23 protein-coding genes and 2 tRNA genes are annotated in these 24,134 nt (G+C 48.9%); 18 read left to right on the top strand and 7 right to left on the bottom strand.

Translation table 11 applies throughout. From position 1 onward, the window contains the following. Nucleotides 1-13: 13 nt before the first annotated feature. Nucleotides 14-307, bottom strand: coding sequence for a hypothetical protein (locus tag OLMES_RS05880; RefSeq protein ID WP_087460406.1), 294 nt, complete (start codon nucleotides 305-307; stop codon nucleotides 14-16). 46 nt (nucleotides 308-353) lie between these two features. After that, a complete protein-coding gene (locus OLMES_RS05875; RefSeq protein WP_087460405.1) occupies nucleotides 354-1,502 on the bottom strand; it encodes an alpha/beta fold hydrolase in 1,149 nt (382 codons plus the stop codon). A 360-nt stretch (nucleotides 1,503-1,862) separates the two neighbouring features. On the opposite strand from OLMES_RS05875, the gene OLMES_RS05870 reads away from it, so the two are divergent. From OLMES_RS05870 to minE, 5 genes are all read left to right on the top strand, one after another. Next, nucleotides 1,863-3,065, top strand: a complete 1,203-nt coding sequence (locus tag OLMES_RS05870; RefSeq protein WP_087460404.1) for a glycosyltransferase family 4 protein — start codon at nucleotides 1,863-1,865, stop codon at nucleotides 3,063-3,065. Next, nucleotides 3,013-3,594 (top strand): phosphatase PAP2 family protein, encoded by a 582-nt coding sequence (locus tag OLMES_RS05865; protein WP_087460403.1) that lies wholly within the window; start codon nucleotides 3,013-3,015, stop codon nucleotides 3,592-3,594. The genes OLMES_RS05870 and OLMES_RS05865 overlap by 53 nt, the downstream gene beginning before the upstream one ends. Nucleotides 3,595-4,490: 896 nt before the next feature. Then, nucleotides 4,491-5,438, top strand: a complete 948-nt coding sequence (gene minC, locus OLMES_RS05860; protein ID WP_087460402.1) for a septum site-determining protein MinC — start codon at nucleotides 4,491-4,493, stop codon at nucleotides 5,436-5,438. A gap of 240 nt (nucleotides 5,439-5,678) precedes the next feature. Continuing rightward, on the top strand, nucleotides 5,679-6,488 hold the full coding sequence (minD, locus tag OLMES_RS05855) for a septum site-determining protein MinD (protein WP_087460401.1): 810 nt from the start codon (nucleotides 5,679-5,681) through the stop codon (nucleotides 6,486-6,488). A 2-nt stretch (nucleotides 6,489-6,490) separates the two neighbouring features. Then, entirely contained in the window at nucleotides 6,491-6,739 is a 249-nt protein-coding gene (minE, locus tag OLMES_RS05850) for a cell division topological specificity factor MinE (RefSeq protein ID WP_087460400.1), read from the top strand. Nucleotides 6,740-6,845: 106 nt separating this feature from the next. Here the strand turns inward: minE and OLMES_RS05845 are convergent, their stop codons facing one another. Then, a complete protein-coding gene (locus OLMES_RS05845; protein WP_087460399.1) occupies nucleotides 6,846-7,856 on the bottom strand; it encodes a DUF2804 domain-containing protein in 1,011 nt (336 codons plus the stop codon). Between the two features lie 176 nt (nucleotides 7,857-8,032). On the opposite strand from OLMES_RS05845, the gene OLMES_RS05840 reads away from it, so the two are divergent. From OLMES_RS05840 to OLMES_RS05825, 4 genes are all read left to right on the top strand, one after another. Further along, nucleotides 8,033-8,776: an START domain-containing protein gene (locus OLMES_RS05840; protein ID WP_087460398.1), complete on the top strand. Its 744-nt coding sequence runs from the start codon at nucleotides 8,033-8,035 to the stop codon at nucleotides 8,774-8,776. A 202-nt stretch (nucleotides 8,777-8,978) separates the two neighbouring features. Continuing rightward, entirely contained in the window at nucleotides 8,979-9,452 is a 474-nt protein-coding gene (locus OLMES_RS05835) for a CBS domain-containing protein (RefSeq protein WP_087460397.1), read from the top strand. A gap of 135 nt (nucleotides 9,453-9,587) precedes the next feature. Next, nucleotides 9,588-10,253 carry a TetR family transcriptional regulator gene (locus tag OLMES_RS05830; protein ID WP_087460396.1) on the top strand — a complete coding sequence of 222 codons (666 nt, stop codon included), beginning with the start codon at nucleotides 9,588-9,590 and terminating at the stop codon, nucleotides 10,251-10,253. Nucleotides 10,254-10,446: 193 nt separating this feature from the next. Beyond that, on the top strand, nucleotides 10,447-11,829 hold the full coding sequence (locus tag OLMES_RS05825) for a PhoH family protein (protein WP_087460395.1): 1,383 nt from the start codon (nucleotides 10,447-10,449) through the stop codon (nucleotides 11,827-11,829). A gap of 60 nt (nucleotides 11,830-11,889) precedes the next feature. Here OLMES_RS05825 and OLMES_RS05820 read toward each other — a convergent pair whose 3' ends face one another. The 4 genes from OLMES_RS05820 to hemA form a co-directional block, all read right to left on the bottom strand. Continuing rightward, nucleotides 11,890-12,645, bottom strand: a complete 756-nt coding sequence (locus OLMES_RS05820) for a HesA/MoeB/ThiF family protein (RefSeq protein WP_087460394.1) — start codon at nucleotides 12,643-12,645, stop codon at nucleotides 11,890-11,892. Continuing rightward, entirely contained in the window at nucleotides 12,642-13,502 is an 861-nt protein-coding gene (gene prmC / locus OLMES_RS05815) for a peptide chain release factor N(5)-glutamine methyltransferase (RefSeq protein ID WP_232465270.1), read from the bottom strand. The genes OLMES_RS05820 and prmC overlap by 4 nt, the downstream gene beginning before the upstream one ends. A 32-nt stretch (nucleotides 13,503-13,534) precedes the next feature. Then, nucleotides 13,535-14,620: a peptide chain release factor 1 gene (gene prfA / locus OLMES_RS05810; protein WP_087460393.1), complete on the bottom strand. Its 1,086-nt coding sequence runs from the start codon at nucleotides 14,618-14,620 to the stop codon at nucleotides 13,535-13,537. Between the two features lie 185 nt (nucleotides 14,621-14,805). Further along, complete coding sequence (hemA, locus tag OLMES_RS05805; RefSeq protein ID WP_087464344.1) at nucleotides 14,806-16,098, bottom strand: glutamyl-tRNA reductase; 1,293 nt, start codon at nucleotides 16,096-16,098, stop codon at nucleotides 14,806-14,808. A 482-nt stretch (nucleotides 16,099-16,580) separates the two neighbouring features. On the opposite strand from hemA, the gene OLMES_RS05800 reads away from it, so the two are divergent. The 9 genes from OLMES_RS05800 to OLMES_RS05760 all read left to right on the top strand — a co-directional run bounded on the left by OLMES_RS05800 (nucleotide 16,581) and on the right by OLMES_RS05760 (nucleotide 23,945). Further along, nucleotides 16,581-18,317, top strand: coding sequence for a tetratricopeptide repeat protein (locus OLMES_RS05800; RefSeq protein ID WP_198343234.1), 1,737 nt, complete (start codon nucleotides 16,581-16,583; stop codon nucleotides 18,315-18,317). Nucleotides 18,318-18,408: 91 nt separating this feature from the next. After that, the gene (gene lolB / locus OLMES_RS05795; protein ID WP_157678179.1) at nucleotides 18,409-19,080 is read left to right on the top strand and encodes a lipoprotein insertase outer membrane protein LolB; all 672 of its coding nucleotides are present in this window, start codon (nucleotides 18,409-18,411) and stop codon (nucleotides 19,078-19,080) included. A gap of 59 nt (nucleotides 19,081-19,139) precedes the next feature. Then, nucleotides 19,140-20,027 (top strand): 4-(cytidine 5'-diphospho)-2-C-methyl-D-erythritol kinase, encoded by an 888-nt coding sequence (gene ispE / locus OLMES_RS05790; protein ID WP_087460390.1) that lies wholly within the window; start codon nucleotides 19,140-19,142, stop codon nucleotides 20,025-20,027. 19 nt (nucleotides 20,028-20,046) lie between these two features. Next, nucleotides 20,047-20,121, top strand: a tRNA-Gln gene (locus OLMES_RS05785). Between the two features lie 54 nt (nucleotides 20,122-20,175). After that, nucleotides 20,176-21,120 (top strand): ribose-phosphate diphosphokinase, encoded by a 945-nt coding sequence (locus OLMES_RS05780; RefSeq protein WP_087460389.1) that lies wholly within the window; start codon nucleotides 20,176-20,178, stop codon nucleotides 21,118-21,120. 133 nt (nucleotides 21,121-21,253) lie between these two features. Beyond that, a complete protein-coding gene (locus OLMES_RS05775; RefSeq protein ID WP_087460388.1) occupies nucleotides 21,254-21,877 on the top strand; it encodes a 50S ribosomal protein L25/general stress protein Ctc in 624 nt (207 codons plus the stop codon). Between the two features lie 111 nt (nucleotides 21,878-21,988). Beyond that, nucleotides 21,989-22,573: an aminoacyl-tRNA hydrolase gene (gene pth, locus OLMES_RS05770; protein ID WP_087460387.1), complete on the top strand. Its 585-nt coding sequence runs from the start codon at nucleotides 21,989-21,991 to the stop codon at nucleotides 22,571-22,573. Nucleotides 22,574-22,691: 118 nt separating this feature from the next. Further along, nucleotides 22,692-23,783: a redox-regulated ATPase YchF gene (gene ychF, locus OLMES_RS05765; RefSeq protein WP_087460386.1), complete on the top strand. Its 1,092-nt coding sequence runs from the start codon at nucleotides 22,692-22,694 to the stop codon at nucleotides 23,781-23,783. Between the two features lie 85 nt (nucleotides 23,784-23,868). Continuing rightward, a tRNA-Met gene (locus tag OLMES_RS05760) sits at nucleotides 23,869-23,945 on the top strand. Nucleotides 23,946-24,134: the final 189 nt, after the last annotated feature.

Genomic DNA, 24,134 nt, shown 5'->3' with positions numbered 1-24,134 from the left:
ATCTCCCTTTGCGCTAACTGCAAACGCCTTTGACTAGAGAGGAAAGCGCCCACCCTAACCCTGATACAGCGGCCAGCGCCAGAAATACCAGGGCATAAAACTGCCACTTCCCGGACCACGCTGCGAGCAGACCTTTGCGCCCGGATGATTGCTTCTGCCAAGCCTGTCGCTCCAGCTCCCGCCCAACCTCCAGCATCAGCTGTACTTCAGGAGATGCTCGCTCAATCAGAAACTCTGCAGCTTCGGTCCAACGGGGATCCCGGCGTCCGCGACGCAGAATGATAATGGCTTCCTGAACACTACGCATAGGCCAAACTCTACACCATAAATACTAAGGTCTGTTCGGAACAAGATTAATCGGAACGTTCACTTAACCAATCTGCACTGATTTGCCAGGTATGTTGTGGCGCCTTACTGCCAGCAAATACTCCGGCATGCCCACCAGGTACGACACAAAACTCTTTATCATTTGAAGATACAATATCAAGCACTTTACGGGCAGCGCGCTTGCTTACCAGTTTATCGGTTTCACCGGCGAACGCCAGAATCGAGCATTGAATTTTATAGAAGTCCGCCTCATTGCCGCCCAGTCGCATTTTTCCCTTGGCCATCTGGTTATTGATCGCCATCCGGACAATCATCCCCTTGATGGTTTCGCCAGGATAATCGACCATGTCGTCAAACCATTGTTTCATCGTCTCATGGGTCTTAACGTACTCCCGGTCCCACATGTTGACCAACAGTTCCCAATAACTGATCACACTTCCCATGGGATTGGTCAGTTTGAACACCGAGGAACTCAACCAGCCGGGAATATGCAAATAACGTGAAGGTAAATCCATCAAGGAAAAGTTAAGCATTTTTGAAACCATCTGCGCGGGACGGTATGTGAGCGACAATACCCGCCCTGCAACGCCACTTTGATGCATATCCACCGGGCTGGCAACCGTAATCATGTTTCGAATATGCTGATCCTGCGTCGCTGCAGCATACATCAATGTCAGCAACCCTCCCATACAGTATGCAAAAACAGATACATCCTGTTCCCCACCATGATCCCGAACAGCTTGTAACACTTTCGGCATCCAGTCCAGAACATAAGTTTCCAAAGACAGGTCATTGTGATCTGCCGTTACTTCACCCCAGTCGATCAGATACACATCGAATCCGCGCGCGAGGAAGTAACGCACGACGCTGCGCTGCGGCAGGAGATCAAAAATCATTGAGGTCGCAGCCAGAGGCGGAACCAGAATCAACGGCGTACGGTGCCGCTTGCGGGCAACCGGAATAACGTCGTCACCGACCGTAATTTCAGTATCTTCCAAGGGCGCATAGTGCCGCACGGACATGATACGATCCGTCATTATGACTTCGTAGGGCGTCAGGTTACTGACAATAAACCGATCATTAAATAAACGACGCTCTGCGGCATTAATCACAGTCCAAAGTGCTTTCTCTGTGAATGATGGCGGCCGCTTCGGCAAAATTCCCTGCTTACCCATAAGTTCTCCCACTTTGGTTCGGTATATACGTTAAAATTCACTGACAATTTCACAGATTATAGAGTGACCGCAGTCCATTTGATATTGCCCGACAACCCCGTCCCGCTATTCGCAAAGTCAATCACAAGTCTGCAACAAACTCTCAACAACCCACCTTTCTTCCTGTCGCGCTGCTTACATCCGGGTTTTCGACAGAATCACTGCAAAATCGCCAGAACCGATCACTAACCAAAGCTCTGATAGATGCAACCAAGACAACCTTAACGAACCTTTCCAGCTTCATCAATTTGTCATTCCCCGGACTCATAACTGTCACAGTTCCGCAGGATATTTGTAAGAAATGAAAAAGAGTTCGAGAATATGAGTTTAACTAAAAAGATAACCATTGTTTCGGAAACCTTTCATCCGGAAGTAAATGGAGTAACAAACACGTTGAACCACTTGGTGTCCGGCCTGCAGAACCTTGGACACGAATTACAAGTTATTCGTCCACGCCAGTCTGAACAAGACAAAGACCGATACATTAATCACATACAACATGTCACAGTAAAAGGGTTTCCGATTCCCGGCTACCCGGAGTTGCGGTTTGGTATCTTTGCCAAACACAAACTCGCCAGACTCTGGAAGAAAAACCCTCCAGATGCAGTTTATGTCGCCACAGAAGGTCCATTGGGATGGAGTGCAGTTTCCGCCGCCACAAGTCTCGATATTCCTGTGCTGACCGGATTACATACTAATTTTCAAAGCTACAGCGCCTACTATGGGGTCGGGTGGCTTGCACGCTTTCTGATTGCTTACGGTCGACTGTTCCACAATCGTTCTGCCGGAACCATCGTACCGACGCACAAGATGAAAACCATGATCGAAGGCTGGAACTTCAAACAAGTATCCGTGATCGGTCGCGGCGTCAATTGCGAAAACTTTTCACCTGCCCACCGATCTGCAGCACTACGCGAACAATGGGGCGTCAAACAAGAAGACTGCGCGGTCATTTATGTTGGTAGATTGGCTGCGGAGAAAAACCTCAACCTGGCGGTTAAATCATATCTGAAGATTCACGCCAAGAATCCAAACACGCGATTCATTCTGGTCGGTGACGGCCCATTGCGGAAATCACTGGAAAGTAAATATCCTGAATTTCACTTCGCGGGTATGAAACGGGGTAAAGAACTCTCAGAACACTTTGCCAGTGGCGATCTGTTCCTCTTCCCGAGTAAAACCGACACATTCGGAAATGTGGTGACAGAAGCCATGGCCAGCGGATTGGCCGTTGTTGCTTTCGATGATGCTGCAGCCAGTGAGTACATCAGCAACGACATCAACGGTGGCCTGGTGGAGAGCTTCAACGAAGAAAGTTATGTAGCCACAGCGCAAAAGTATGCCACCACACCGAGCCTGCTTGATAAAGCTCGTAAAGAAGCCAGAAGCACGGCCCTTTCGATCAGCTGGGAAGCCATTATCCAGCAGTTCGAATATAAACTACTCAGCCTAAGACCCGGAGATCAAGCTCATGCTGAACAGCAGCAAGACTACTCAGTTTTTTCAAAGAATCGATCAAGCTGAATTCAATCTGTGCAGAAAGGCCAATCAAATTGGTCGACTGCCAGCAGTGCATCGCTTTTTCTCCATAGTCAGTCGTTTGGGTGATGGCGTATTCTGGTACTGTTTTATTCTGGCACTACCGGCACTGTTCGGTATTGTGGGTATGACAGTATCCCTGCTTATGATCATTACCGGAATCACCTGTACCATCGTATACAAATCGTTAAAAGCGGTTCTGGTGCGTGAGCGGCCTTATATTTCTCATCCCGATATTCTGGCAGGCACCCCGCCACTTGATCGCTACTCTTTTCCATCCGGCCACACGCTGCACGCCGTATGTTTTGCGATAATCCTGGTCTACCACTTTCCCTGGCTTGGCCTGATTGTCTTACCGTTTACTATACTGGTCATGCTCTCTCGTGTATTACTCGGCCTGCACTACCCCACTGATGTTTCTGCCGGTGCACTGATTGGTGCATTGATCAGTTACCTGGCGATTCAAACCTCGGGTGCGGACACGTTCCAGGCACTGTTAAATCAAGTACTGTAGAAATACCAGCATCCGCAGTATCACAACGCCCGGATTGCCTTAAATCGGCAATTCGGGCAGCACTGTTTTTATTCTCCATTGTGTCCTCATATCGAGTTAAAAAGTCCAGACCGCCCGTAATTCCAAAACGAGCCGCAAGAGCGACTTGCAAAGCTCGCCATGCTGTTATACGCTCCGAGTACTGCTGTGTAGATCGGCCTTTGAGGAATGAATCACGCCGCTCAGCAATGTCCACTAATGCGGCGACATCGTTTCTCGTAAGCGCTATAGCGCAGTCGGAGCCCAGCAGTTTGAAGAGCGCTATTTGTTTAAATATCAGGATTCACCAATCGCTCTATATGAATTACGAAATCGATTAGCAGGAATGGATGCTTGCGGTGCAATGAACAAGAAGACAACAAGAAACAATCAAACTTCAGCCCCTTTTTTGCACTAACGGTTCCAAACCTGTTATCCGAATATCGTTCGATTATTTCAAAGCTTAAACAGCTGAATGATTTTTATAACTGCAGAGCTTTAATCATTAGGGCCTGTTGATGCTTCATATTTAGCCTCTGTTGAGCCTGAAATTCGCTCAATCAAGGAATGAGTCGTGTGGTTTGGTTATTCCAAATGAGCGACAAATGACGCGGAGTGAGCGAATTTCAGGCTCAACCCTTCGGGCCAGCGCTATTTTTTCGCCCCGATGCGTTGCTGCTCGTTGATGTAGAATAACTACACGACACTCGCAGCGCCTGACTGGACAAAAAAATAGCGCTGGCAGAGGCCAAATATGAAACATCAACAGGCCCTAATTAAAAAGCTTGTATCGTTTTAAAACCCAGGCCATGAGTTTCATGGTCAGGCTGCATTGGCTTTGACAATACCAATGCTTTTATCCGGGGATATTCGCTTACATGCACACAGCCCATCAAACTCAACCCACTCCCAGTATGCGCCTAAAGGGATCGCTTATCCCGATGACTGTACTGGAACTGGCACACTATGATATCGAAAAGCTGGACGAAGAGATTTCGGAAAAAATAGCCCAGGCACCTTCGTTTTTTAACGGACTACCGATTGTCATCAGCCTCGAAAAATTGCAAGCGGAAGACGGCCATCCAGTAAAGTTCGCAGAATTGGTTGAGTGTTGCCGCCGCAACGGTATGATTCCTGTAGCCGTGAGAGGGGGCACAACCGTCCAGAAGTCTCAAGCAGAAGCCGCAGGTCTCGCCATTATTCCTGCTCAGAAAATCAAGGCACCAGAGCTTGAGGAAAAAGAAATTCTTGAGCCTCGCCAAGACACAATAAAGAGCTCACCTCCAGCCGAAACCGGCCATGACACCGCAAACGAAACAGAGATACGGGATACTGAACAAACAGAAACCCTTCTCGTTGCGCCGCCCAGTACGGAAACACAGGTCGCCCCTGGAAATAACACAAGTTCAGCAGGAACGGGTAAAACCCCGGAAGATCAAGTCAACGCTGAGCAGCACGAACCCGAGGTACCAGAAACCAAAGTCATCGCCGTTCCGCAGCAAACCAAAATGGTCTACACACCGGTACGCTCTGGTCAGCAAATCTATGCAAAAGATGGAGACTTGATTGTCCTCGCAGCCGTCAGTCCTGGCGCAGAAATTCTGGCCGATGGCAATATTCATGTGTATGGGCCACTACGCGGTCGAGCCCTCGCCGGGATCAACGGCAACACAAAGGCAAGGATTTTTTGCCAATCACTGGAGGCAGAACTTGTTTCCATAGCTGGACAGTATAAAATCAGTGAAGACTTGCAACAGCAATCCGGCTGGCGGTCAGGCGTACAGATCGCACTGGATGATGATAAATTGGCCGTTAAGAAGCTGTAGCCGACATGGTTTTAATCATGAAAAAACGCTTCAGTAATAAAAGCCAGGGGCTTAATGAGTAGAATAATAGGTCTGCATCGAATACGACAGATCTACAGGAATACCCTAGGTCTAAAGTTACACCCTAGAACTAGGCAGGAATACTGTCGGTTGTGAGCTAAAACAATCGACACTTTAATCGGAATCAGTAGCGCGGGCGCTACGACCTGAATCAGGAAACCAGAAAGGCAGGGTATCACTTTGGCTAAAATAATAGTCGTCACCTCCGGTAAAGGGGGCGTGGGTAAAACCACTTCAAGCGCGTCCATAGCAACAGGCCTCGCTGCCCGAGGCCACAAAACTGTGGTTATCGATTTTGATGTAGGGCTACGGAACCTGGATTTAATCATGAATTGTGAACGACGTGTCGTCTATGATTTCGTGAATGTCATCAACGGCGAAGCGACTCTCACACAAGCACTCATCAAAGACAAACATGTAGACAACTTATATATTCTTCCAGCCTCCCAAACACGGGACAAAGAAGCGTTGACAAAAGAGGGCGTGGAAGAGGTCTTGAATGCATTGTCAGACACGCATGAGTACATCATCTGTGACTCACCGGCCGGAATTGAGCACGGTGCGCAAATGGCGATGCACTTTGCCGACGAAGCCATAGTGGTAACAAACCCGGAAGTATCGTCAGTGCGTGACTCAGATCGGATACTGGGCATACTGCAGAGTAAATCAAAGCGATCGGAACAGGGACTGGAGCCAATCAGGGAGCATTTACTGCTGACTCGCTACAGTCCCGAACGCGTCGAAAGGGGTGACATGCTGGCCGTAGAGGATGTTAAAGAAATTCTGGCCATCCCCCTGCTGGGCGTGATTCCCGAATCACAATCCGTCCTGAATGCATCAAACCAGGGTGTTCCAGTTATATTGGACGAGAAGAGTGATGCCGGCCAAGCGTACAATGACGCGGTTGATCGCTTATTGGGACAGGAACTCGAACATCGCTTTCTGGATATTCAGAAAAAAGGCTTCTTTAAGCGCATGTTCGGGGGGTAATAATGAGTTTTTTCGATTACTTTAAAACAAAAAAGAAAAATACGGCGTCGATTGCCAAGGAACGACTGCAAATTATCGTTGCCCACGAGCGCACCCAGCGCGATCAACCGGACTACCTTCCGCAATTACAACAGGAAATCCTGAACGTAATTCGGAAATATGTCCCAATTCAGGATGAAGATGTGCAGGTACAGCTGGATAAAAATGATAGCTGCTCAGTCCTGGAGCTCAATGTTACCCTACCGGAATAATACTCCACTTGCTGGTTGTTAAGCGCACGCTGGAACTTGAGTTCCAGCGTGTTTTCACGGTAACGACCACGCTTTACAATACGCAATACGCCTGTCAGTTTACAGACTACCAACGCGCGAAATGGTCTTCGGCAAATCCGGGCACGCCATTCAAGCGATAACTTTTTCGCCCAGACTTCACTTCCCCAGAATACCGGCCGAACATCTGCTTGAAATTAGACGCGACCAGCCACATGTCTATTTTTTCTTTACGTACCCCTTCCGGCTCGAATATCAGATCCAAATTGCCATCTGTTGTACTTATTCGCCAGGTACGCATCGGATCCTTGCGTTGAAACTCAAACGTCGCCAACCCCAGATCGATCAAGCGACCATTCAACCAGAGCCCGTTTTCAGTCACGCCCGTTTCATTTACACCGGCCGCCAGATTCAACCCCACCTTCTCACCTGTCTCCGTGAGGCCAGAGAGGCAGGCCCAATTCCAACTTGTTTCTCGACGCATATACCCGGCCGACCAGTCTGAACTACCGAATGCCGTGTCCGGGCTTAACCGATAGACGTCGTCACCGAGTCTTATTTCGCCCTCAACGGGCATGCCCGCAGCTTTCTGGGTATAAGACCAACCATTGTAACCGGCTCTTGAACATACCCGTAAAGGCTGATATCCGCGCCCAGGATAGAGTATCGCCTGAATCTTGATTTGATCCGCCTGAACGGCAATCTGACGCTGCCCGCTTTCCACGTCAGCAATCATCGCAAACTGACAACCTGATTTTTGATAACTCGCCGCCCCGGCATCGGGCGTCAATGGCATAGACGTCCCCAAAGCCAATGGTGACAGAAAACTGCATTCGGTCAGTTTCTTCCTCTTGAAGTCGTACAAATAGACAAATGCATTACTGACGTATTTGAGATCGACAATTGCAACACCGCAAACCAGTTCCGGATTCATCATTCCGACAAACTGAAACTGGTTAAATTTGAGCCGCTTTCGCCAATTCGAAAGCGGTTTGTCCATGACAGAGTGATAGCTATAATCCAGATAATTTATTTCGCCCACAGGCTGAGAAAAGCGCCCGAATGAAGGCTCGCCGTTTACCACCAATTTGTTACTCATTGTTTTGTCATCTTTCCTTGCTTATATGAAACGTCAACAGACCCTAACATACTGGAACATTTGAACTAGAAACGCCACGCACTTATCACTTCTCATAGATAATGAATGATAAACTAGTCGCCGTCCCTCGATGGAGTCGAGGACTTTTGCCTAAGTTTTTCACAATATGGATAATTATGAAAATAAACTATATTTCTCCGGATGACACAGGAAAACAATCAGTTTTGAATACCTATATTTCGCTCATAATTGCACTGTTGTTCAGCGCGACTGCGGCCCACGCAGAGCTGACCACAGATCACCCCGATTGGAAGCTGGCCCTTGAGAAAGACGGTGTGGAAATCTACACCCGGCCTTATGAGAACTCGGACATTGAAGCATTCAAAGCGGTGGCATTGTTAAATGCCCCCTTGAATAACATAATGGCGGTAATGGCGAACCCCAATTCATGCACAGAATGGGTGCACGGCTGCACAGTATCCTATGGTTTTGACGAAGCCAGTTTTAACAGCCGCTACGCTTACTCAGTAAATGATTTGCCATGGCCCGTAAAAGATCGGGATTATGTGCTCAAATTAACCACCTGGACCAGCAAGGAATCCGGGCACATCATGTTGGAAATGCATGCGGTACCGGAACGTAAACCCATTGCAGACGATTACCAGCGTGTTACTGTTGCCAACACACTGTATGAGTTTATCCCTGAAGGTGACAAGACCAAACTAATCTGGTTACAACATACTGAGCCTGCTGGAGTTCTACCCGGTTGGCTGGTGAATGCCCTTCTGGTTGATATTCCTTACAAATCGCTTAAAAAACTTGAAGAAGTTGCAATGTGGCCAGCCTATCAGGGACACGAAATCACCCACGATGAAAATGGCCAGGTTACAGGTGTTCGCAAGGTGACGGTTGAGAATTAACTCGTTTCTATGAGCACTCAGATTTCGAGCGTAACACAAGGGCACTAACGACACGGTGCCCCGCCCCCCCTTTATCCCTTCACTGAAAACAAAGGCTTTCCGGCATGCAAATTCACAAAAGTAATCCCACATATATCAAATAAAAAAGTATATACTCTTCCTCAGCGCCCTTCCCCAACATGGAAAATAAGGAACACCGACTATGCCTGTCTATGCTAAAGACATCATGACGCCCAATATCAAATCGGTGCCGCAAACCTGGACCATGCAACAGTTCACACGATTCCTCTCAGATAACGAGATTAGCGGTAGTCCTGTGGTTGATGAAAATGGTGAAATAGTAGGGATTGCGACATTGAAAGATGTTGCCGATTTCCATTTCAACAGCTCCTCATCAGAACACGAAAAACGCATGACAGAAGAAGAACTCAAAGAGGCACGTCGACTGCGACAGTTCATCTTCGAGGAAATGCAAAAAGTACCGGTTGAAGTTAGAGATATTTTAACGCCAATCGTCTTTTCGGTTGAGGAAACTTGCCCGGTTAGAGAAGTGGCAGAAAAGATGATGGCAAATCATTTGCATAGAATTTTTGTTACTAAAGATGAACATGTTTCGGGAATCATCACAACCTACGATCTTTTGAAGCTGATCGTAGAACAGGTTGAATTGGATTGAACTTCGTTGCAATGAAGATCCATCCTGCTCGGCACAATGCTTATGATACACTTTAGAAAATGCCACACATGGTGCAGCAGTCATTCATGATTTCGAATGAGCCTGTCACCCGCCTGAAGAATGTGAGAATTTGAATTGAAATGCATTACGCAACGCTTACGAGCGATTGACGACAACGAAAAAGCCCTCAAGAAGCAAACCATACTCGACTCAGCCAAAGCACTTTTCGCCCATGAGCCGGAAAGTTTGCCATCTGTTATCAACATTGCAAAATCTGCAGGACTGGCGAAAGGCACCGTCTATCTGTACTTCAAAACCAAAGAAGAGATATTCCTCGCCATTTTATCCGAGCAATATCAGCAACTTCTTTCCGAAATGGTCAAAACACTGGAAAACGCACCAATAGATAGCGAATCCGTAGTTCTGTCGCTGACCAGCACGCTGCGAAACCATATGGACACCAATCCAATTTTTATGCCGCTCGCAAGTATGGCCAGTTCTGTCATTGAAAAAAACGTTGAGCACACAATCATTCTCGAATTCAAAACAATGCTGGCACAAAACCTGAAACAAATCGGGAAACTGCTCCATGCGCATTACCCCGCGCTGAGCGAAGAAAAAGGCACCCGGTTATTGTTGCATACCAATGCACTGATTATTGGATTGTGGCAAATGCAAAATTGGCCCAGCACGCTTAAACCTCTGTTGGCCAACCCGGAGGTAAGAACCATCTACCCCGAATTTAACGAAGAGATCATACCCGCATTGCAAAGTCTCTGGCTTGGAACCCTGAAGAGCTGACGCTCAGCGCAAAATCCCCTTTTGTCCAGACCAAGGAGAACATCAGACAATTCAATAATGTTCTATAGTATTCAAAATAAGCGACCTGACACCTCACTCAGCCAGGACCCAAAGGACGATAACTGAGTACACACAATCGGCCTTGAACTGTATCTTTTAAGATAACGATGATAAAGAAAATAAGGATGCGTATATGGCAGTATTAAAAGCTCGCAAGAAAGTTTACGTGCTCGATACTAATGTTCTGATCCATGACCCCAGCGCCATTCTGAACTTCGAAGAACACCAGGTTATTATTCCGATGACGGTCCTCGAAGAGCTGGACAAACTTAAAACCGGGAAACAGACTATTGCTGCCGACTGTCGGCAGGCGATCAGAACAATCGACCATCTCTTGGGAGACGCTACGCCGAAGCAAATCGAAAAAGGAGTACCGATCAAACGCGGGGAGAAAAGTGACCCACTCGGTACGATATCCATTCTCATGAACACTGAGTCTAAAAGTGGCCCCCACCTTCCAGATAACCTCAACGACAACAAAATTATCAACAGCCTTGCAAATCTGCAGTCCGTTTTAAAAGACCGCCAGATTATTCTGGTGAGCAAAGATATCAACATGCGCCTCAAGGCTCGAGGTTTTGGCGTTGAAGCTCAAGATTATCACAACGACCAATTGGTCGAAGACATCACCCTATTGCCAGCTGGCTATACGGAATATCCGAAATCGTTCTGGGATACAATCGATAAAGTCGAAACCATCCAGCGTGAAAGCATCACAGAACACATTCTGCGACGCAGCAATGGCCTGGAGCAATTACATATCAATGAATTTGTAATTGATGAACAAGGGTTTATCGGACGTGTTACCGAAATTAATGAAGACCAGGTCATTCTGGAAGATCTGTCTCAAATGGATCTGTTGAATCAAGAAGCCTGGGGATTGGTTCCGCGGGATATTTATCAAGCACTTGCGTTACACCTGCTGCTTGACCCGGACATACACCTGGTCAACCTCACCGGTGCCGCAGGCTCGGGAAAAACCATACTGGCTCTGGCGGCCGCCATTGAGATGACAGTGGCAAGCAAACGCTACAAACGCATCATTGCGACACGCAGTACGCAAGGCCTGGACGAAGATATCGGTTTTCTACCGGGAACCGAAACAGAGAAAATGGAGCCCTGGCTTGGAGCAATCACTGACAACCTCGAAGCGCTGCATGAAGATGATGAAAATATGCACAGCAGCGTGAATTACATTCTGGATAAAGTACCCATTCAGTTCAAATCCATGAACTACATTCGCGGTCGCAGTTTTCAGCACAGCCTGATTTTGATTGACGAATGCCAGAACCTGACCCCGCACCAGATTAAAACGATCATTACCCGTGCAGGTAACGGCAGTAAAGTCATTTGCCTTGGGAACCTGGCCCAGATTGATACCCCCTACCTGAGCCCCCAAAGCTCTGGTTTGACCTACATGACCGAACGTTTCAAAGCGTTTCCATACGGAGGTCATATCAACCTGAAAGGGGTGCCACGATCACTGCTTGCGGAATACGCCGAGGCGAATCTATAACATTTATGCCCCCACTGCCTCGCAGACCATGAAATGAACAGCGAGGCAGTGGGAACAATACTATCGCCCAGCACACTGACAGCATTGCGGATCCCGCTGCAAGCGCATTGTGCGCCAATCCGCATTCAAGCCATCAAACAGCAACAGCTTTCCGACCAACGGTGTCCCCACTCCAGCAATCATTTTAATGGTTTCAAGCGCCTGCATACTGCCAATCACCCCGACAACCGGCGCTAAAATTCCAGACTCGGAACAGGTTAACTGCTCTTCGCCGAGATCAGGATAAAGGCAGGCATAACAAGGGCTTTCATCATCTGCGAAATCGAATACCGCGACCTGACCTTCAAAGCGAATCGCCGCACCGGAAACCAGCGGCCGTTTCAGGCGAATACAAGCCTGATTGATCGCGTACCGGGTATTGAAGTTATCGCTGGCATCCACAACCAGATCAACAGCGGACACAATCTGCTCGAGTCGTTCAGACTTCAGTTTTTCTGCCAGCACCTCAACCTTACATCCCGGATTGATATCCTGTAAGCGGGATGCCGCTGACTGGGCTTTATTTTGATTTAACGTCGCCTCACCATGGACGATCTGGCGCTGAAGGTTGCTTAGCTCCACCTCATCATGATCGGCTAAAACCAACGTGCCGACGCCTGCGGCAGCAAGATATAAGGCGACCGGGCTGCCCAACCCGCCTATTCCAACGATCAATACCCGAGCCGATGCCAGTTTATGCTGCCCCGCGATATCAAATGCCGGCAGCATGATCTGACGACTGTATCGCAGCAAATCCTGATCACTAAATTCAATCACAAAGCATGCTCCACTTTTCCTATACAACCAACAGTGACGCGAGGCAATCCGGCAAGATCGGGTAAACACCGAACCTGATTAAAGCCAGCATTCGTAAATATGTTCTGCACACAGGATTGCTGGTCATAACCATGCTCAATCGCAAGCCAGCCATTCGCATCAAGGTGCTGTATCGCGCCGCGTGTAATTTCTTCAATTTCAGCCAAGCCATGATTTTCAGCGATCAGAGCTGATCTCGGTTCATAACGCACATCGCCCTGCTGAAGATGAGGGTCCTCCGGATCAATGTAGGGCGGATTACTCACGATCAAATCGTACTGTTCTTCGCCAGCCGCCTGATACCAGGATCCTTGTTGAAACTGCACCCTTTGCAGATCCAACCGCTCGGCATTGCGTTGCGCCAATGCAACCGCCTGCGGGGAAAAGTCAGTCCCCCGTACTCGCCAGTTGGCCCGCTCAGACGCAATCGCGAGTGCAATCGCTCCCGTTCCACAACCTAGATCCAGAACACGACAAGTGGTGGCAGAATTCATATTTTGCAACGCCCATTCAACAATCAACTCCGTTTCAGGACGCGGTATTAACGTGGAGGCATCACACGCCAGCGACAATGACCAAAACTCCCGATACCCGGTAATATATGCCACCGGCTCACCCGCCTGCCGACGCGACACCATTGCTCGAAAACGGGCTGCTTCCTCTTCCTGGAGACAATAATCAGGCCAGGTATAAAGAAAAGCCCGGTTTTTATCAAGCGTATCACAGAGCAGCACTTCAACATCCAGACGGTCAAGCGCGGATTCTCCACGACTGTACACATCAAGCAAGGCTGCAACCGAGAGCGGACTATCCTGCACAATCAATTACCTCTACTCCAGTTGATATTGATTTACTCTTCGGACATTGATGCCAGCAATTCTGCCTGATGCTCATTCACCAGAGGCTGAATGAGCACATTCAAGTCACCCTGCATGATTTCGTCCAGCTTGTACAGCGTCAAGTTGATACGATGATCGGTAACCCGCCCCTGCGGATAGTTGTAGGTTCGAATTCGCTCCGAACGATCACCACTACCCACCAGACTCTTACGGGTTTCAGCCTGCTCTTTGGCTTGGGCATCCTGCTGTGACGTCAACAACTTGGCCTGCAACAACGACATCGCCTTGGCCCGGTTCTTGTGTTGCGAACGCTCATCCTGACACTCGACCACGATTCCAGTCGGTAGATGGGTTATGCGAATAGCGGAGTCTGTCTTGTTAACGTGCTGCCCACCCGCACCGGAGGCCCGGAAGGTATCCACACGCAAATCCGCTTTATTGATATCGACAGCCTCGACACCTTCAGCCTCCGGCATCACCGCTACGGTGCAAGCAGAAGTATGAATACGGCCTTGGGATTCGGTTTCCGGGACACGTTGGACGCGATGTGCACCGGACTCAAACTTGAGATGCGCATAGACATCAGCGCCGACCAAACGGCAAATAATTTCCTTGAAACCACCATGTTCCCCCTCGTTCTGGCTGATAATTTCCACCTTCCAGCGCTGGGTTTCCGCATAACGGGAATACATTCGGAACAAATCCCCGGCAAAGATTGCCGCCTCGTCCCCACCGGTACCCGCCCGAACTTCCAAAAAGATGTTATTGGCATCATTTGGATCCTTCGGCAAGAGCAGTCGTTGCAACTGTGCATCCAGATCGTCCCGCTGGGACTGGGCCTCTTTCATCGTTTCCATGGCCATCTCGCGCATCTCCGGGTCACTGTCGCCGGCCAGTACCTCGGCTTCCTCGATATCTTCCAACGCCAGTTTGTATTGGGAGTAACATGTTACAACATCTTCCAATTCAGAGTATTCCTTGGAATAGTCCCGAAATTTATTCTGATCGGAAATCACACCAGGATCACTTAATAACCCCGCCAACTCTTCGTAACGCTCTGAAATATTATCGAGCTTTGCAACTATCGAGTCTTTCATGATATTTCTCGCACCTTTTATAATATGAATTGTCTTTGGGCGACAATTGAATTCTGGAATCCGCCACGCCGTTTCAACATTTGTGGTCGTTTGATTCGGCTGGCAGGGTTTAAATCAGGGGGCCGCTTGACCGCATTGACGTATCAATACAAGCGGGATATGCGATGAGCGCCTATTGAGGGACGCTAATTGAAATGCTGTTTTGGATTGGGTGTAGCAGAATCAGCGCTATCAAGTTCGAATAATTCCCGGACCCAGTCATTGACTTCAACTCGGCCCTCGGAATTGGCATTGCGCAATTGAACCGAGGGACTGTGAATCAATTTGTTAGTCAACCCTCGGGCGAGTGCTGCCAAAACCTTTTGGGGATCAGAGCCGGCTTCGAGGCTTTTCATTGCCTTTTCCAATTCAATATCACGTATCATTTCTGCTTGTCCACGGAACTGCTTCAACGTCGAGACGGCTCCCAGTGCCCGAATCTGGGACATAAATTCTGCCGCACCGCTTTCCACCAGATGCGCCGCCTCTTCCGCAGCACCTTGTCGAGACTTTATATTCTCTTCGACCACTTCCTTCAAATCATCCACTGTATACAAATAGACATCGTCCAGTTCGCCAACCTGTGGCTCTATATCTCTGGGTACAGCGATATCCACCATAAAAATCGGACTGTGTCGACGCAATTTCAAAGCTCGCTCTGCAGCGCCTTTACCTAAAATCGGCAATGGGCTGGCAGTTGATGCAATTACGATATCCGCATAGGGTAACCGGTCCGGTATGTCAGAGAGCAATACCGCTTCACCATTAAATTGGCTCGCCAGTTCCCGGGCTCGGGTAAGTGTCCGGTTCGCGACGGTAATATGTCGCACGCCGCTCTCCCATAAATGCTTGGCAACCAGTTCAATGGTCTCTCCCGCACCTATCAACAGCGCCTTGTTCTCGGACATGTCCGCGAAAATTCGGGTCGCCATGCTAACTGCGGCATAGGCTACCGAGACGGGATTTTCACCAATTGCGGTATCGGTTCGAACCCGCTTAGCCACAGAGAACGTCTGCTGAAACAGTTTACTCAGCAAACTGCCCATTGAATTTGCCTCGTTGGCCAGTGCATAGGCATCTTTCATTTGCCCCAGTATCTGAGGCTCACCCAGAACCAGTGAATCCAGGCCGCTTGCAACGCGCATCATATGACGGGCCGCATCTTCTCCCCAGTAACTGTAGGTACAGGCTTCCAGCTGAGAGACTTGAATATTGTGGTAACGACCCAACCAACTGAGCAACGCCCCGGTATCTTGATGATCCAGCGAACAATAAAGCTCGGTTCGGTTACAGGTCGATAAAATGGCGACTTCATTGATTTGCGCTTGCTCACGGATAGCGCTCAGCGCCCCACCAATATGGTCGGGTGCGAATGTCACGCGTTCGCGGATGTCCACCGGTGCCGTTTTGTGATTGATGCCTAACGCAAGTAATGCCATTGACCAGTTCATAAATGCCTTTATCTGTGCAAGGCGCCAATTTTACATGGCAATCCAGACATACGCCAGTGGTTACAACCCCCTTCCCCGGGTGCTCAATCGTAAACAAATTAAAAACCTGAGCCTTATTCAGCCTTGTACAAGTGCGCAAGTCTCTTTACTATCAGTACTTGGAAGAATCACATTACGGTTACACCGGGCCCCCGAACACAATTCAACGTTTGCTGAACTGCATTTGGGGCATTAATTTACAGAACCGTAACTTTTTGCCGCCCAAAGTTTGCTTTACATTGGCAGTAAGTTCACCAATATGCGCTAAGCTCTTACATAATGCATAACAGTTCTGGCTGGCTTGGCATACTGCTCGATTCGAGCTGGCGTCGTTCCGGCGAAAACCATGCACGCTACCGATTTTGAAGACCTGAACTGCTATTCGATCCGAGAAGGCATTACATTTGACCCCGACAATGAAATCAACCTTAATGAAGCCGCTAACCAAAACAATTACAATTTTTGCCCTGATCGTACAAATGGTCGCCTGTGCCTCATTCGATCAGAAAACAAGCAAACCGGCACCGCCGCCACCCGCGCCAATTACTGAAGAACCCATCGCTGTCGTAAAGCACCGGGATTTTGCTCCGGAAACACTCTACGCATTGCTTACAGCGGAAATCGCCGGACAACGTAATCGTTTCGACGTGACCTTACTTAATTATGTTCAGCAAGCGAAAAAAACCCGTGACCTGGGTGTCGTCAAGCGAGCCGTGCAGATTTCCCAGTTTTTGAAAGCCTCCAATGCACTCACCGATTTAGGGGAGCTTTGGCTGGAATTGGAGCCAGGCAGTGCAGAACCGCACCAGATACTGGCATTTCAGTTTGTCGCACAAGGTGACTACGAGCGCGCCATGCACCACATGGAGCAAATTTATCTGATGAGTGGCAGCGCCGACTTTGAAAGTCTGGCAGTTCACAGCAAGTCGCTCAGCGTGCCCGAAAAACAGACCCTGATGGAACTCTACGCTGATCTGGCACAGCGCTACCCTGATAACTTCGACTTGGGATACAGCTATGCCCTGGTGCAACGGAACAACGAACAACACCAGGCTGCACTGGATACCATTTCTCACTATCTGGCCCAGGATCCTGAATACCAGCCCGGACTGCTTTTAAAGGCCACCTTGCTTTACGATGTCGGGCAAATGAGCAATGCGCTCGATTTACTTTCTGACGCCACTCAGCGCTTTCCGGAAAACCGCAAACTCGGTACGCTGTATGCACGCATGCTGATCGATGACAACCAACTCGAACAATCCGAAGAGGAATATCGAAAGCTGGTCAAACGCTTCCCCGATGTCCCCGGTCTGCGCCTGGCACATTCATTGGTCGCATTGGAAAATAACAATCTGGATGTCGCTGTTGAAGGCCTGGAAACCCTGGTCAAAGAGGGTCAACACCTCAATGAAGCCCATTTCTACCTGGGGCGAACTGCAGACCAGAGAGGTGACCACGCACTGGCACTCAATCACTACGAACAAATTAGCAGTGGCGGTCACTACTATAATGCACTCGCCAGATCGAGCTTCCTGCGTGCATCTGAAGGCCAGCTTGACGAAGTCATGAGTAAGCTGGCTACCCTCCGGGAAGACCATCCACAGCAGGTCAACGCGCTCTGGCAGATCGAAATCAATCTATTGATGGATCTGGAGAAACTGGATGTAGCCCTCGAACGCGTAAACGAAGCGATAAAGCAACATCCGGATAGCAGTGATTTGCGTTACGCCAGAGCGATGCTGTATGAAAGGCAGGATTTACTTCCGGAGATGGAAGCCGACCTACGCTTTATTCTTCAGGCAGAACCCGAGAATTCAATTGCCATGAATGCACTGGGTTACACACTCGCAGACAAAACAGATCGCTATCTGGAGGCTTTCGAATTAATCAATAACGCCTTGAAAATAAATCCGAAGAGTCCTGCGATCATCGACAGTCTTGGTTGGGTCTATTACAAAATGGGCGATATGGAGCAGGCATTAGCCTATCTCAGGCAAGCCTATGACCAATTCCCTGACCCCGAAGTTGCCGCCCACCTCGGGGAAGTACTTTGGGAAACAGGCGAAGAAAAGGAAGCCTTGGAAATATGGCAGAAGGCATACCAGACAGATCCTGTACACCGCATTCTGCAAAGAATTCTCAATAAATACGGCGTGAAGTTTGAGTAAGCCATCGTTCTTCCAGGCAGGGGCTCTTCCCTGCCTACATCTTTTCTAGATCCACATTATCAATGCAAAAGCATATCATCGAGATTCAGCCGTGCCCGCAAATGACTTCCTGAGACACAAAAACCGCCTTCGAAACGACACCCGCAAGCTGCTTTTGAAGCTCATCACAGCGACACTACTGGTTAACGTCCTCCACGGCTGTTCCTTGATAAGCACACAGGAACCTCTGATAACCAACTCGGTCGTTCCAGAAACCTGGCCAATGCAACATCGAATGCTGAGCACGCTAACACACTGGAGCATCAACGGTAAGATCGGAATTCGACAGCCTGGTCAATCCGAGAGTGCGGCGATAAATAACTGGTCGCAACGAGGTGACCACTACAATATCGACCTGTCATCATTACTGCTAGGCATGGGAGCAATACATATAGAGGGCAACCTCGACTATATATTGTTATCCGACTCAGACGAACAAAATATCTACTCCGATGACCCTGAAAGCTTGCTGGAACAACACGCCGGCTGGACATTGCCACTTGCCTACATCGCAGACTGGGTGAAGGGTATCCCCTCTCCTGGCTCACCCTACCGCCTTGAATTCACAGCCGAAGGCCGGCTTGCACATGTGGAACAATCCGGCTGGACAGTAACCTACCGCAATTTCCTGGAGGTCGGAGACTATCCACTACCCGCTAAAATTACGATTACCGATGGCGAGCGCCGGATTATCATTGTGATAAATCAATGGCAACTACTGTGATTGACTGAAAGTACACAGACCATCTCAGGTTCCCCTGATAATAAACTGAAAACCTAACCATGACTTTATCAAGCCAACAATCATTCGAAACCATTGCCCCAGCCAAATTAAATTTGTTTTTACATATTAACGGTCAACGTGACGATGGCTACCACGAATTACAAACCGTGTTCCAGCTCCTCGACTACGGCGACCGCATGTCATTCACGGTGACGGATAACCCCAAGATCACGCTCACACCCGACCTGCCCGGCGTCCCCAGCGAAGACAACCTGATTATCAAAGCTGCGAAACTGCTACAGGAAAGGTTTTCACAAGAAAAACGATTGCCCCCCAAAGGCGCGCACATCACCCTGGATAAAATACTGCCAATGGGTGGAGGTGTCGGTGGCGGCAGCTCCAACGCTGCAACCACTTTATTGGTACTGAACCAGCTCTGGGGCCTGCACCTCAGTACAGATGAACTCAGGGCCATAGGGGTCAAACTGGGTGCCGATGTTCCGGTATTTGTACTGGGGCACACCGCTTGGGCCGAAGGAATCGGCGAGCAACTCACCCCCATTGAACTCCCGGAATACTGGTTTGTTGTGCTCAAACCGCAATGCGAAATCAACACAAAGAAAATTTTTTCAAATAAAGTGTTGACAAGAGACACGCAAAAGATGAGAATAGCGCCCGCTCTTGAGGGAGACGTCGCAGAACTCGGAAACGACTGCGAGCCTGTTGTTAAACATCTCTACCCAGAGGTTGAACAGGCACTAAGCTGGCTTGGCCAGTTTGGAAGAGCCAAACTTACAGGAACAGGTTCTTGTATTTTTGCAAAATTTTCTAGCAAAGAAGACGCAAATACGGTATGGTCTCAGCGACCAGACTCACTGAGCGGATTCATTGCTAAGGGAATTAATAAGTCTCCAACTTGTAGCAGTCTGAATATTATGGTCACATAGCGACTATGAAACTTTTTACTGGGGTGTCGCCAAGCGGTAAGGCACCAGGTTTTGATCCTGGCATGCGTTGGTTCGAATCCAGCCACCCCAGCCACTTTCTCTCTCAGAAATCCCCTTGAATACTACAGATCAATCAAAGGAAACCACCGTGTCCAAGTTGATGGTTTTTGCCGGCAATGCCAATCCGGATCTCGCCAAACTTGTTGTGAACACCCTGCACATCCCGATGGGCGACGCTGTTGTCGATCAATTTAGTGATGGTGAAATCTCAGTAGAAATCAATGAGAACGTGCGCGGCCGTGACGTTTTTATTATTCAGCCTACTTGCGCTCCGACCAATGACAACCTCATGGAATTGATCGTCATGGCCGATGCGTTGCGTCGCGCTTCTGCAAGCCGAATTACCGCTGTAGTGCCCTATTTCGGTTACGCTCGCCAGGATCGTCGCGTACGCTCAATGCGCGTCCCGATAAGCGCCAAAGTCGTTGCCGATATGATGACCGGAGTTGGCATCAACCGCTTGTTGACCGTTGACCTCCACGCTGATCAGATTCAGGGTTTCTTTGATATCCCGGTAGACAATATTTACGCAACACCGACATTGATCGATGACATCGAGCGCCAGCGCTACGATAACTTTGTCGTTGTATCGCCCGATGTGGGTGGCGTAGTCCGTGCCCGCGCCATGGCCAAACGCCTGGATGATGCGGATTTAGCCATCATCGACAAACGGCGTCCGAAAGCCAATGTTTCTCAAGTAATGCATATCATTGGTGACGTGGCGGGTAAAACCTGTATTCTCGTAGACGATATCGTCGATACTGCCGGCACGCTATGTAAAGCCGCAGACGCACTGAAAGAACACGGTGCAGAACGAGTCGTCGCTTACATTACGCACCCGGTTCTCTCCGGCCCTGCGATAGATAATATCAGTGCTTCCAAACTGGATGAACTGGTTATCACCGATACAATCCCACTTAGTGACAAAGGCCAGAATTGTGCTAAAATCCGAGTCCTTTCGATGTCGGGCTTACTGGCTGAGTCTATTCGTCGGATTTGTAACGAAGAATCCATTAGCGCAATGTTCGACTGATACCCGTCGATATTGCCAATACAGCCTTGAGGGTCGAGCGCGCAGCACTACCCAGTGCCAGCCGATTAACAAGGTATCTTAGAACCGGCAATTGGTCGCAAATTGCCGGTATTTTATTTTAAAGGAAATCGCAATGAGCAATGAATACGTAGTCGAAGCAGAACTTCGAGCAGACAAAGGGAAAGGTGCGAGCCGCCGCCTGCGTCGTCTTGAAAATAAAGTTCCTGCCATCCTGTACGGTGAAAACAAAGAACCTGTTATGCTGAGCCTTGCACTGAACAAAATCATGCAATCTCTGAACAATGAAGGTTTCTACTCTCACATTCTGACCATCAACTACGATGGCAAATCTGAGTCTGCAATCCTGAAAGATCTGCAACGTCACCCAGCAAGCAATGACGTGACTCACGCTGACTTCTTGCGTGTTAGCAAAGACCACGCGATCCACGTTAATGTACCACTGCACTTCATCAATGAAGCAGCATGCGCAGGCGTAAAAACCGGTGGTGGTGTGATCTCTCACCAGATGACTGAAGTTGAAGTGATCTGTCTGCCAGGTGATCTGCCAGAATTCATCGAAGTCGATATGACAGACGTTGAAGCTGAGCAAATCGTTCACCTTACCGACCTGACCGTGCCAGCAGGCGTTACCATTGCAGCACTGCAACAAGGCGAAGATCACGACCTGCCAGTTGTGTCTGTACACAAGCCTAAAGGTGCTAAAGCTGACGAAGAAGAGGAAGCAGGCGAAGAGTAATCTTCACCATCTGACTCCTTCCCGGCTCAGTCATAAGCACAATAAAAAAGCGCGCTTACCCAGTGTAAACGCGCTTTTTTAACATTTGAATTCACCAAAAAGAAACCAGCCATGTCAATTAAACTCATCGTTGGCCTGGGTAATCCGGGCAGTGAATACGCCAGCACCCGACACAACGCCGGAGCGTTATTTGTCGAATACCTCTGCCGCCAATTTGGCACGACTCTGCGTCCGGATAAAAAGTTCCACGGCCTGTACGCCAAGATCAGTATTTCCGGACAAGACCTTCACCTGCTAAACCCAACCACTTTTATGAATCGGAGTGGAATGGCTGTTCAGGCACTCTGTAATTACCTGAAGATTAACGCTGACGAAGTACTGGTTGCTCACGATGAACTGGATATCCCGTGCGGTGCGGTGAAGGTAAAACTGGGTGGCGGCCACGGCGGACACAATGGATTGCGCGATATTATAAAAGCACTGGGTGGTAACAAAGACTTCTACCGCTTACGCCTGGGGATCGACCATCCTGGTAGCAAAGAAAAAGTCGTTGGCTTCGTTTTAGGACAGCTGGGCAAATCAGAAACCCAGAAACTGGAGGCCAGTTTCGATGAGGTTGATCGCGCACTATCAATGCTGGTAGAAGGCGAAATAGCCAAAGCCACGCAACGCATTAATTCCTATAAGCCCGAATAACACCGGAAAGCAAACAATCCAAGCCCGGAAATAGCAATTCAAAGCCGATACCAATACAGGTATAATGGCGCTCATTTTTTCAGCGCATTCACAGAACATCGATTTATTGAGGTCTACTATGGGTTTTAATTGTGGCATCGTTGGCTTGCCCAATGTCGGAAAATCAACACTTTTTAACGCACTGACCAAAGCCGGAATCGGCGCAGAAAACTTCCCCTTCTGCACCATCGAGCCGAATGCCGGGGTGGTCGCCATGCCAGACCCACGGTTAAACAAACTGGCCGAAATCGTAAAGCCGGAACGCACTATTGCCACGACCATGGAATTTGTCGATATCGCCGGTCTGGTTGCGGGTGCCTCCAAGGGTGAAGGCCTGGGCAACCAGTTCCTCGCCAATATTCGGGAAACCGATGCAATTGCCCACGTTGTCCGCTGCTTTGAAGATGAAAACGTGGTGCACGTAGCAAACCATGTAAACCCGGAAGCCGATATCGAAGTTATTAATACCGAACTGGCACTTGCCGACCTGGATACCGTTGAAAAAGCCATCAAACGCGTAATCCGCGTTGCCAACAGCGGCGACAAGGATGCAAAAGCCCAATTGGCCGTTCTGCAAAAACTTGAGCCCCACTTGAACGAAGCAAAACCCGTTCGCATGCTCAAGCTGGAACCGGAGGATATGGCGCAGATCAAGGAACTCTGCTTACTGACCGTAAAACCGACCATGTACATCGCCAATGTTGATGAAGAGGGCTTTGAAAACAACCCCTACCTGGATCGGGTAAAAGCCATTGCCGAGGCCGAAAACGCTGTTGTGGTACCCATCTGCAATAAACTGGAAGCCGAAATTGCCGAGCTGGAAGACGAAGAAAAAGCAGAATTCCTTGCTGATCTGGGCATGGAAGAACCCGGCCTGGATCGCGTAATCCGAGCGGGATATGAGTTATTGGGTCTGCAAACCTACTTCACTGCAGGTGTAAAAGAAGTTCGTGCCTGGACTATGCCCATCGGCGCAACCGCACCAGATGCCGCCGGCGTGATCCACACCGACTTCAAAAAAGGCTTCATCCGTGCAGAAGTCGTCGGTTATGATGATTTTGTTCACTACAACGGTGAGCAAGGTGCAAAAGAAGCTGGAAAATGGCGCCTGGAAGGTAAAGACTACATCGTCAAAGACGGTGACGTCGTCCACTTCCGCTTCAACGTTTGATAATTTAAATTTTTTGAGGAAAAAGCGTATTTAAGTGTTGACAATCCACCGCAAAAAACACAAAATACGCGCCTCAAATTGATGTGGCAAGGTAGCTCAGTTGGTTAGAGCACAGCACTCATAATGCTGGGGTCGGCGGTTCGAATCCGCCCCTTGCTACCACGTATTCCAAAAGCCCAGTCTGAAAAGACTGGGCTTTTTTTATGCCTGTTTCCTGTTGAAACAATGCCTTCCTGAACCTGCACTTGCTATTGTTCGAACCTGAAGCAATCAAAACCACCTTGCTTGTTCCGCCACAGCATTATCAAATTCCAATCTGAATTGACCTTCAGGCTCAATCCTTAGAGCCAG

The sequence above is a fragment of the Oleiphilus messinensis genome (genome assembly GCF_002162375.1).
GTDB classification, from domain to species: Bacteria; Pseudomonadota; Gammaproteobacteria; order Pseudomonadales; family Oleiphilaceae; genus Oleiphilus; species Oleiphilus messinensis.
The sequence above is the reverse complement of the archived record's forward strand: the minus strand, read 5'-3'. Positions and strand labels throughout refer to the sequence as shown.